Consider the following 8,359-nt stretch of genomic DNA (forward strand, 5'->3'; position numbering starts at 1 on the left):
TCAGAAAGGAGCCATCTATGTTTATATTAAAAGACGTTACATATAAAGATATACTACAAATTCCTTATTTACAGATTCAAAAAGAAAAAATCACATGTATTATCGGTGAGAGTGGGAGCGGAAAAAGTACATTGCTCCGCATGCTAAATGATTTGCAATCTCCAACATCCGGTACAATTGAATATAACGGAAAACAAATTTCCGATTATCCTCCAATTCAATTACGACGTGACGTAGTCATGCTTGGGCAAACGCCACCTATTTTTGATGGAACGATTAAAGACAATCTATTAATGGGACTTCGTTTTTCTGAAAAAACATTTCCAAATGATGATGCCTTGCGAAGCGCATTAACGACTGTTAGCTTAGAAAAAAATTTAGAAGACAACGCTGATTCATTATCAGGCGGAGAAAAACAACGACTTGCTTTTGCACGTATCGTACTTATGGATCCACCTGTTTATTTATTAGATGAACCAACCTCGGCACTAGATAGCGATACAGAACGCCGCGTTATGAAACAATTTACTATGCTAGCAAGAGAAAAGAAAAAAACAGTTATCTTCATTACACACTCACAACAACTTCCAAAAGAAATTGCAGACGATATTATTGAAATTAGTAAAACAAACGGTGCAACTAGAAAGGAAGTGCTCTCAGTTGAAGGGCGTTATTGAACTCCAAATTTGGCAACTTGCCGCTGCATATATTTTTATTCTTATTTTAATTGGACTTGTAAAATTAAAAGGGATTCCTCGTGAAAAACAAATTGCGCTCGCAACATTCCGTATGACGATTCAGCTCGTACTTGTTGCATATGTCCTTACATACGTATTTGAAAATAGTAATCCATTTTATACAATTGCTCTTATTACTTCTATTACTACCTTTGCAATTTTTAATATTTATAAACGAGTCAATATCCCGATGTCTAAAGAATTAAAACGAGTAGCCGCGCTTTCCATGGTTGCCGGATCAATTGGCCCACTTCTACTATTTATCTTTGTTATTATCGGGCACGACCCTTGGTATGCACCGCAATATATCGTTCCGATTACGGGAATGTTAGTTGGGAATGCGATGACAGGTGTTTCCCTTGGTGCAAATACGTTCTTAAATAATATGAAATCGCAAAGAGGTCAAATTGAAGGCGCACTTATGCTCGGCGCAACACCGAAAGAAGCCGCTGCGCCGCTCATACGAGACGCTTTTGACTCTGCTATTTTACCAACGATCAATTCTATGGTCGGAATGGGGATTATAAGCTTACCAGGCATGATGACTGGTCAAATCTTATCTGGTGTATCACCATTTACAGCCATTCAATATCAAATCGCCATTATACTTGGTATTTCAGGAAGCACTGCCTTTGCTGTTATTATCTTCTTACAGCTTGGATATAAAACATTCTTTAATAAGCGGTGTCAGTTGAAAGAGATTGACTATGGTGCACAGTAAATGTTGCACTGTTCATGGTAAATAAAATTATATCGACTTACCGATAAAAAATGACAATAAAAAAGAGGAGGCTAATCGCCTCCTCTTTTTATTTACGCCTTCTTAACGAACTGTGATTTTAATTTCATAGCTCCGAAACCGTCGATTTTGCAATCAATATCGTGATCGCCATCAACTAGACGAATACTCTTTACTTTCGTACCGATCTTCACAACTGAAGAAGTTCCTTTTACTTTTAAATCTTTAATAACAGTAACAGCATCGCCGTCTTGAAGAACGTTTCCGTTCGCATCTTTTACAACTTTTGCACCATCATTATTTTCAGTTTCTGCTTCTTGGCCCCACTCATGAGCACATTCTGGACATACGAAAAGAACGCCATCCTCATACGTATATTCTGAATTACATTTTGGACAATTAGGTAAAGTAGCCATAAATTCATTTCCTCCGTTCATTATTTATACGTAAAAATCAAAATTGATGTTTACATCTCGATAAATAAAATTTGTATAGCATTTCTTTATAGTGCCATAGTCTCACGTTATTGACAACCCTACCTCAAATTCTCATTTTTTATTGTATTTTACAAATTTTTAATTCGTATGGTGTTTCCAATAAAAAAGAAGAACCTTCACAAGATCCTTCTTTTCAAAATGAACGAGTTCTCACTAGAACCCCCAACTATTTTCTTCAATGTAAAATTGATACTCTTCTAACTCTTCTTCACTTAATTTCTTATTATTCTCATATACTTCTTGCCATTCAAAATAGTCTTCACTGAAATAAACAGCAAATTTAATTTTTACGTTTTTCTTCTCTGTATAATCATAACCAGTAAATTCTACTACATCATAATCTTTTTCTTTCGTTACAAGCTTCCACGTTGGATTATCCGTCATAATCTCTAAAGTAAATCCTTCATCACTTGCACGAACAACGTTTTTTATATTTGGTTCAGTTGGTAAAAAGGAGAGTCCGAACGTGGCTCCGCCAAATACTAACCCTACTATGATGTGTAAACCAACCATACCAGCAAAACTAGCGCCACCCTTTAATTGTAAGTAATATGCCTTCTCATGATCTGGCATATTTTCTTCCTTATGTAAAATACGGACAGCATGCTTATAATATAAACGATTTCCTTGCCATCCAGTAAATATCATCATTCCTAATTGAAAAACTAAACTAATTGATAAAAAAATCCCATCTGGAATGTCTATAAAAGGGGGGATAAGTATACTAGGTAGCGCCAGTAACGTAAGTATAATAAACAACTTATACATTTTACGATAAGCTAACCAAAAAGTTGGGAAGAAAAAGGCTACCCAATTCCACGTATTCCCTTGCGCTGGATTTTCTACTTTCCCCCACTTAAAGTCATAATACGCCGTATTCTTTTGAACGACTGTATGTAACTGTTGCGAAGAAATTGTTTCTTGTAAAACAGTGTCCTTCACGTACATCATCCTTTTCTTATTTCTACATACATGTATCTTATAGAAACAAAAAGAAGGAATCTAACAAAAAGTACATATATTTCATAAAAATGAACGGAAATCGAATATATTGCGACAATTATCCGTTTATTATTTCATTTTACTTTTAAATATATTAGAATACTTATGAATGATACGTTTAATACACTAAGTTAATCATTTTGTATATTCATAAAAAAGATGTTTCAAAATTATTTTGAAACACCTTACTAACTTTTTACTATTTCAAACTACCTTTCACTTTCTCAATAACATCTTCTATACGTTCCTCTATACAATCCGGCTCCCAATCTCCCTCACCGTGCATAGCTGTATAAACCGGACAATTCTTATCATTACTATCTATAAAGATTGGATCCCCAAGATATGAATCTAGTCCAATTACAATCCATCCTTCTTTCCAATCTCCTTCTTCATTCCCAATTAAACTTTGACCTTCATCATCAACGCTATAACCAAGTTGTCCTTCTTCTATCTCTTCACTATTAAATAGTTCTATTGTCATTGGTTCAAATTCATACTCTAACTCAACTTCATTATCCTCTGCACGATCTACATATTCTAAAAGTTGTTTAATTTTATTGTGATTCATCATAATAGTTTCTCCATTCTCTCTTAAAAAACCTAGCTTTAGTCATACTATAATATATAAAATAAAGTTCATAAAACTACTATTTCAGGTGATTAAATATGAAGTGTATAGTTTGAACAGAAGGGGTTTTTTCACAAAACTTCACTACGTTCCATTATGATAAAAAGTAAATATTGTTCTCATTAGAGGAGGGTGTCATGGAGAAAAATTTCATTACACATTTGCACGCTGCTTTAAAACCACTTGGATTTAAGAAAAAAAGACACACATTTCGCAAAGCTGAAAACGGATTTTATAAGCTCATTAACATACAAAAAAGCAAGTTTGAAGATAGTTTTTATATAAACATCGGGGTTCATCCAATTGGTCTCCCGCAACTTATTACGGGTCAATTACAACTAAAAGAAAGCATTTCAATATTCGATTGCATTCTACAAACGAGAATAGAGCCTATACATATGAACCAGAACCAGTTATTGCATAATGTTTCACATGAAACTATCAACATTCCGAATTACCTTTCTACTATTTTCGACTGGTTTCAAGTGTGGGCGTCTTATGAAAATTTAGCAAAAACAAATATACACGCTATTACTCCGGTGCTAGCTGTCGTTCCAATATTACAAGAAAAAGCATTCTTGCTTCTTACTTGTTTCTCTTTCTACAAATTAAAACAGTACGAACAAGCTAACCGCTACTTACAGCAATATTTGCATTGTGCTGTACATCTTAATACCGAGGAAAAAGAGCAAGTTTTCTTTCGTGAAGTTGATATGTATATGAAAAAACTAGTAGAAGGTACAATGTGAAATTACATTGTACCTTCTACTAGTGCTTTATATTCCTCTTGTAACTTTTTAAATTGCTCTTCATACTTTTGTATCTTTACCGTATCCATTTTCGAATTAAGGAGTGGTCTTCTTCTCCCAATCACCATTATATTTTTTCCTTCTATTGCATCGTTCATATATACGCATGGTTTGAAAAATTCACATTCCGTATATGGCAATGCTACAGATAATTTTGCATACTCTTCCACCTTAAATTGATTAGATAAACTTAACTCCCGTAAATTTTTTAATTGTATTAAAGGTTCTAACGAATCATCTTTAACCTTTAAGTTCATAAGAGTAAGTTTTTTTAAATACTGTAATGCAGCGAGTGGTTGTAAAGTTTGTACTTTCATCGCTGTATTTATCCCACCACCCATGTAAAAGGTATTAAGTTGTGGACACTTACTTAAAGCACTTAAATCGTCTAGCTTCGAAAAATCATCAATTAGTAAGGATTTGAGTTTTTTATTATACTCGATATCCCATAACGTCTTCGCTTTTGTATTCCAGCACATATACAACTGTTGTAAATCTGATAACTTCTGAAGGCCACTTAAATCCTCTACCCTCATTTCGTAAACATATAATATATCGGGACGAGCATACGAAAGAATATGTTCAAACTGTTTTTGATTTACTGCGAAAATCCATAATTTCTTAACGTGTAAAGATGCTAATCGTTCTATATTTTTTGTTTTCCCCTCAATCGCTAGTTCTTCTAAATTAGCAGTAACATTTTCCAAGTCCTTTATAATCCTCGGCTGCTCACCAATCGGAAACATTTTATCCTCTCCTACAACTCCCAAGTAACATTCAGCTCTTCAAACGACTCCTTACTCACTTCTAATCCTTCACTATCATCAGTTCCGATCATCGCCACCTCTTCTTTAGACAACATAATTTCCTCATTTGGATTTTGGATTTTTCTCTCATACACGAGTTTTAAAAGCTCTATTTGTTCTTCTGTCAGCTCATACTCTTCTTCTAATCTTTCCATTGCTGATTGCAGATTAAGTAGTGGGATTTCTAATAAAAATCCGCCATGCTCTTCCATCTCTTCAAATGAATCAATTGAATATGCACCGCTCTCCTCAATCCAAAATGCTGTTGTAATGAAAGGAACTGTTTCGCCTTCTACTTCTTCTAATACGTATTGAAGTGCTTCTTCTTTCGCAATGTCTATCACTTCCGAAGGTGCCCCTTCAAAATAATTTGCTGCATCAATCCACTCATCAATTCTTTCACTATTCACATCTTGAAGACATACGATCGTATAATCCGGATGAAACGTAATTGTCCCTCTTCCTCCTTGACTATCTTGCATACTATAGTTAAATTCATCCCATGAACTTTCATGTGAGAAATCAGGAGCATGTGCTACAAAAATTGCATTTGCAATCGACTTTAAGATGCAACCTTTCCATAGTTGTTCTTTATTTATATGTAATTTATATTTACTCATCATCTTCCCCCATACACATATTTTTTCTATTATCTTTCCTCTACATAATACTTGTAAAGCCTTTTCTACCTACTACAAAATACGAAAGACGCCCTTTTCAAAAGGCGTCTTTTTACGGTTGAAAATTTACTAATATAAAAAATGCATTATTTAATAAATGAATCCCCCATGGGACGAGTAAGTTATTTGTTTTCTTATACGTATAAGCTAAACATATACCACCACCAAAAATATATAAAACACTCCCTACTGTAAGGGGATGACCTAAAGTAAAGATAACAGCACTTATAACGGCACTACTAAGTGTAGAAAAGCGCTGAGATAATTTCGTGAAAAACATCCCCCGAAATAAAAGTTCTTCCCAAATCGGTGCAAAAGTGGTGAGTACAACTACGTATAAAATGATTTCACTTTTAGTAGGCTTTATTACTATATTAGATTCATTCACACCAAGCCCATGTGGTAAAACTAAATTTAATACTGCAAGATATATAAGTAGTACAATCATCGTCATTACTATCTTTACATAATGTTTTAAATTATTAAACTGCATTGATTTTACTAACTGCACACAGCAATTTCTTGCTGGTGCATATATTAAAATAATAGTAAGAAATGTTAAAGGTGGAATAAGATGATCTACATACCATGGATATAAGGAAGAGTCATATATAATGTTCAAAAAAACAATTCCATACATTACCCCAAAAATAATTATTATCATGCTAATTACTTCGCGCATACTTATTGCTACATTCTTTTCTTCATAAGTAGTTAATTCTGTATTCATCCTATCCCCTCCAGTATAATTAAACCTTTTAATCCATTATATACCATTCTCAACACAAAAACCGACGATACAATTTACTGCATCGTCGGTTTTTCCCCTACCATTTCTCTCTACATGTTTCAATTAAATGCAATAAGTACTTCCTCGTCATATCTGCCCTTCTCCACCTTGAGAGCATTCGCTTTTCTTTTGGATTCTGCCGTATTCTCGCTACTTCTTTTAATAAAAGCTCCCATTCTTCCCCTGAACGTTCTAACAAGTATTGCAATCCACTATCTTTTGAAACGATTGTTTTATGATCTAGTGTATATAAAATACGGCCCATCGTAACGACTGCTGATTCTACCCACTCTTCTATGAAAAATAAATACGGCTGCTTCGCTTTTTCACTCCAGTACTGTTCTACGTTGTATTTCATCGTATTGACTACATCGTCCCACCTTATTTGAAACGGAAGATCTTCCGCTTCTTTCCCGGTAACTGTAATACCTTGATTTTTCAATGTCCACCATGTGACCGCATTAATATCCCAATGACCTACATTCGCTTTACCATCTGCACAATACACGTACTCATTCATTTCATCATTGTATTTCCCTAAATCAGCAAGCGGAATATACATACCATCCATTCTCTTACCTAACGTACTACCACTAATTTTCTTATGAAGTTCGACAAGTTGCTGTTTTTCAGCTTCATTCACGGAATCACTTATTACTGTAATAAAATCAACATCGCTCGTTTCTGCATGAAATGCACCGAGTGCGATGGAGCCGTAAATATATACCCCGACTATTTTTTCATCTAAAAAAATTTCTTTTAATTCTACTGTGTACCGCTCCATTAACTGTCGTACTTCTGTTGGTAACGCATGCTTCACTCCATTTTTCACATCTATCCCTCCATTAAAAAAAGCCTTCGCAAATTCGCAAAGGCTTCCTGTTTTATAAATATTTCTCGATTTCTTCGTAAACATCCTTCAAACGAGGATTTCCTTCTCCAACAATTTCTCCATTTACAAGAACGACCGGATAAAATAGATCTTCTTCCACTACGCGCTCTGCGAATGCTTTTTTATCTTCATCTTCTTGTTCTTCTTGAAAATCAATATACTCGAAATTAAATTTATTTTTTTGTCCTTCATATTTACGACCAATCGCCGCTTGTAGCCACTCAAATGTTTCTGTTGAAGATGGCATTCCAACGCAGCTCGCACAAATTACTTTCGTCCCATACACTTGCACATTAACCATTTCTTTTCCCCCACTTCTTGTTTCAACAGTATATTCAGATGTCTTAGTACATAAGCACATCATTTTACAAACTTATTCCATACCCCTATACTGAAAAAACACGTTGTAAACATGATAAAAAATTTCGACATTAAAACAAGAACAGAAAAAATAGATTTTCCCCTCTATCTTGATTATAATAAAACTGATGAAAGGAGTCGATAAAAATGGAAAACCCACATATGGAAGAACAAGTACTAGAAGTATTAGATAAATTACGTCCATTCTTACTTCGCGATGGCGGAGACGTTGAATTAGTAGACATTGAAGAAGGTATCGTAAAATTACGCCTTATGGGTGCTTGCGGAAGCTGCCCAAGTTCTACAATCACACTAAAAGCTGGTATCGAACGCGCATTACTAGAAGAAGTACCAGGCGTTATTGAAGTAGAACAAGTATTTTAATCTAAAAGCGGAAGCGGCTCGTTCAGAATCGC

12 protein-coding genes are annotated in these 8,359 nt (G+C 34.6%); 4 read left to right on the forward strand and 8 right to left on the reverse strand.

The genetic code is table 11. The features are described from left to right. Positions 1 to 17 precede the first annotated feature (17 nt). Positions 18 to 677 (forward strand): ABC transporter ATP-binding protein, encoded by a 660-nt coding sequence (locus tag GFJ36_RS25385; protein WP_088608533.1) that lies wholly within the window; start codon positions 18 to 20, stop codon positions 675 to 677. Further along, a complete protein-coding gene (locus GFJ36_RS25390) occupies positions 661 to 1,458 on the forward strand; it encodes an ABC transporter permease (RefSeq protein WP_088608534.1) in 798 nt (265 codons plus the stop codon). Before GFJ36_RS25385 ends, GFJ36_RS25390 begins: the two co-directional genes overlap by 17 nt. Before the next feature lie 92 nt (positions 1,459 to 1,550). On the opposite strand, the gene phnA is transcribed toward GFJ36_RS25390, so the two are convergent. From phnA to GFJ36_RS25405, 3 genes are all read right to left on the reverse strand, one after another. Continuing rightward, positions 1,551 to 1,892, reverse strand: coding sequence for an alkylphosphonate utilization operon protein PhnA (phnA, locus tag GFJ36_RS25395; protein WP_048528370.1), 342 nt, complete (start codon positions 1,890 to 1,892; stop codon positions 1,551 to 1,553). A 234-nt stretch (positions 1,893 to 2,126) separates the two neighbouring features. Continuing rightward, positions 2,127 to 2,924, reverse strand: coding sequence for a DUF2628 domain-containing protein (locus GFJ36_RS25400; RefSeq protein WP_141542777.1), 798 nt, complete (start codon positions 2,922 to 2,924; stop codon positions 2,127 to 2,129). A 250-nt stretch (positions 2,925 to 3,174) separates the two neighbouring features. Next, positions 3,175 to 3,549: a hypothetical protein gene (locus GFJ36_RS25405; protein WP_098082234.1), complete on the reverse strand. Its 375-nt coding sequence runs from the start codon at positions 3,547 to 3,549 to the stop codon at positions 3,175 to 3,177. Between the two features lie 194 nt (positions 3,550 to 3,743). On the opposite strand from GFJ36_RS25405, the gene GFJ36_RS25410 reads away from it, so the two are divergent. Further along, complete coding sequence (locus GFJ36_RS25410) at positions 3,744 to 4,355, forward strand: DUF4304 domain-containing protein (RefSeq protein WP_157349778.1); 612 nt, start codon at positions 3,744 to 3,746, stop codon at positions 4,353 to 4,355. A 2-nt stretch (positions 4,356 to 4,357) separates the two neighbouring features. Here the strand turns inward: GFJ36_RS25410 and GFJ36_RS25415 are convergent, their stop codons facing one another. The 5 genes from GFJ36_RS25415 to GFJ36_RS25435 all read right to left on the reverse strand — a co-directional run bounded on the left by GFJ36_RS25415 (position 4,358) and on the right by GFJ36_RS25435 (position 7,884). Further along, complete coding sequence (locus GFJ36_RS25415) at positions 4,358 to 5,161, reverse strand: leucine-rich repeat domain-containing protein (protein ID WP_098082235.1); 804 nt, start codon at positions 5,159 to 5,161, stop codon at positions 4,358 to 4,360. Between the two features lie 11 nt (positions 5,162 to 5,172). Next, on the reverse strand, positions 5,173 to 5,841 hold the full coding sequence (locus GFJ36_RS25420) for a hypothetical protein (protein WP_098082236.1): 669 nt from the start codon (positions 5,839 to 5,841) through the stop codon (positions 5,173 to 5,175). Positions 5,842 to 5,953: 112 nt separating this feature from the next. Next, positions 5,954 to 6,631, reverse strand: coding sequence for a CPBP family intramembrane glutamic endopeptidase (locus GFJ36_RS25425; protein WP_098082237.1), 678 nt, complete (start codon positions 6,629 to 6,631; stop codon positions 5,954 to 5,956). A gap of 97 nt (positions 6,632 to 6,728) precedes the next feature. Next, positions 6,729 to 7,607, reverse strand: coding sequence for a nucleotidyltransferase domain-containing protein (locus GFJ36_RS25430; protein WP_097907392.1), 879 nt, complete (start codon positions 7,605 to 7,607; stop codon positions 6,729 to 6,731). After that, positions 7,576 to 7,884: a YuzD family protein gene (locus tag GFJ36_RS25435; protein WP_088608542.1), complete on the reverse strand. Its 309-nt coding sequence runs from the start codon at positions 7,882 to 7,884 to the stop codon at positions 7,576 to 7,578. The genes GFJ36_RS25430 and GFJ36_RS25435 overlap by 32 nt, the downstream gene beginning before the upstream one ends. A gap of 206 nt (positions 7,885 to 8,090) precedes the next feature. Here GFJ36_RS25435 and GFJ36_RS25440 point away from each other — a divergent pair, with 206 nt between their 5' ends. Then, positions 8,091 to 8,327, forward strand: a complete 237-nt coding sequence (locus GFJ36_RS25440; RefSeq protein WP_000431158.1) for a NifU family protein — start codon at positions 8,091 to 8,093, stop codon at positions 8,325 to 8,327. Positions 8,328 to 8,359 lie beyond the last annotated feature (32 nt).

Source organism: Bacillus sp. EE-W1 (assembly GCF_009760835.1).
Taxonomy (GTDB): domain Bacteria; phylum Bacillota; class Bacilli; order Bacillales; family Bacillaceae_G; genus Bacillus_A; species Bacillus_A wiedmannii.

Excerpts from the sequence above, each read along its gene's own strand:
- GFJ36_RS25385 (WP_088608533.1), top strand. The coding sequence starts at position 18 with ATGTTTATATTAAAAGACGTTACATATAAAGATATACTACAAATTCCT.
- phnA (WP_048528370.1), bottom strand. The coding sequence starts at position 1,892 with ATGGCTACTTTACCTAATTGTCCAAAATGTAATTCAGAATATACGTAT.
- GFJ36_RS25400 (WP_141542777.1), bottom strand. The coding sequence starts at position 2,924 with ATGATGTACGTGAAGGACACTGTTTTACAAGAAACAATTTCTTCGCAA.
- GFJ36_RS25405 (WP_098082234.1), bottom strand. The coding sequence starts at position 3,549 with ATGATGAATCACAATAAAATTAAACAACTTTTAGAATATGTAGATCGT.
- GFJ36_RS25410 (WP_157349778.1), top strand. The coding sequence starts at position 3,744 with ATGGAGAAAAATTTCATTACACATTTGCACGCTGCTTTAAAACCACTT.
- GFJ36_RS25415 (WP_098082235.1), bottom strand. The coding sequence starts at position 5,161 with ATGTTTCCGATTGGTGAGCAGCCGAGGATTATAAAGGACTTGGAAAAT.
- GFJ36_RS25420 (WP_098082236.1), bottom strand. The coding sequence starts at position 5,841 with ATGAGTAAATATAAATTACATATAAATAAAGAACAACTATGGAAAGGT.
- GFJ36_RS25425 (WP_098082237.1), bottom strand. The coding sequence starts at position 6,631 with ATGAATACAGAATTAACTACTTATGAAGAAAAGAATGTAGCAATAAGT.
- GFJ36_RS25430 (WP_097907392.1), bottom strand. The coding sequence starts at position 7,607 with ATGTTTACGAAGAAATCGAGAAATATTTATAAAACAGGAAGCCTTTGC.
- GFJ36_RS25435 (WP_088608542.1), bottom strand. The coding sequence starts at position 7,884 with ATGGTTAATGTGCAAGTGTATGGGACGAAAGTAATTTGTGCGAGCTGC.
- GFJ36_RS25440 (WP_000431158.1), top strand. The coding sequence starts at position 8,091 with ATGGAAAACCCACATATGGAAGAACAAGTACTAGAAGTATTAGATAAA.